General features: G+C 48.1%; 1 protein-coding gene. It reads right to left on the bottom strand.

Annotated features, from left to right (window positions below):
• Nucleotides 1–4: 4 nt before the first annotated feature.
• Nucleotides 5–645 (bottom strand): OmpA family protein (locus R7Z47_RS25300; protein WP_318130822.1); only part of this gene is annotated, 641 nt, incomplete at its 5' end.

The raw sequence follows: 645 nt of genomic DNA, 5'->3' as shown, positions 1-645 counted from the left end.
AGCGTTATAGTGCTTGGATTTTCGCTTCTTGTTTTTCTGCGTCCGCCGAGTAACGGATCACTTCTTGTCGAATAACGGGTTGGTTAAATTCCGCTTTTTGTTTCGCTTTTTTCAGCTCGCTGTCATCTTGATTGCCAAATAGGGTCTCAAGAACTTTTGCTGCTGGTGTTGTCAGAACAAACAGTTCGATTCGACGGTTTTCGCTTGAATCTGGCTCATCTGGGTTCAGCAACGCTCGATCTGACATGCCAGTAACTTGCATGACGCGATCATCAGGCATTCCACCTTCAACCAGCGTTTTTCTCGCCACATCAGCACGCGATGCCGATAGCGCCCAGTTCGACTGACGACCAAAACGTTTCTTAAACGGAATCGCATCGGTATGACCACTGATGATCAATGGGTTGGTTACTTGCTCGAAAAGAGGGGCAAGTGCCAACAGTAAATCTTCAAAAAATGGCGTAAGCTCGGCTCCACCACGACTGAACATGTGCTGTTTGTAATCGTCTTGCAACACGATACGCAAGCCTTGTGGTGTCACAGTAACGTTGACGTTTCCTTGCGCGTTGATCTGCGCGGTCATCTCTTCGATAACTTTTGCCAGAGCAGCAAGTTGCTCTTGGGTGTCGAAGGTGCCAGGAACTA

It is taken from the genome of Vibrio sp. 1641 (assembly GCF_033339995.1).
Taxonomy (GTDB): Bacteria; Pseudomonadota; Gammaproteobacteria; order Enterobacterales; family Vibrionaceae; genus Vibrio; species Vibrio alginolyticus.
The sequence above is the reverse complement of the archived record's forward strand: the minus strand, read 5'-3'. Positions and strand labels throughout refer to the sequence as shown.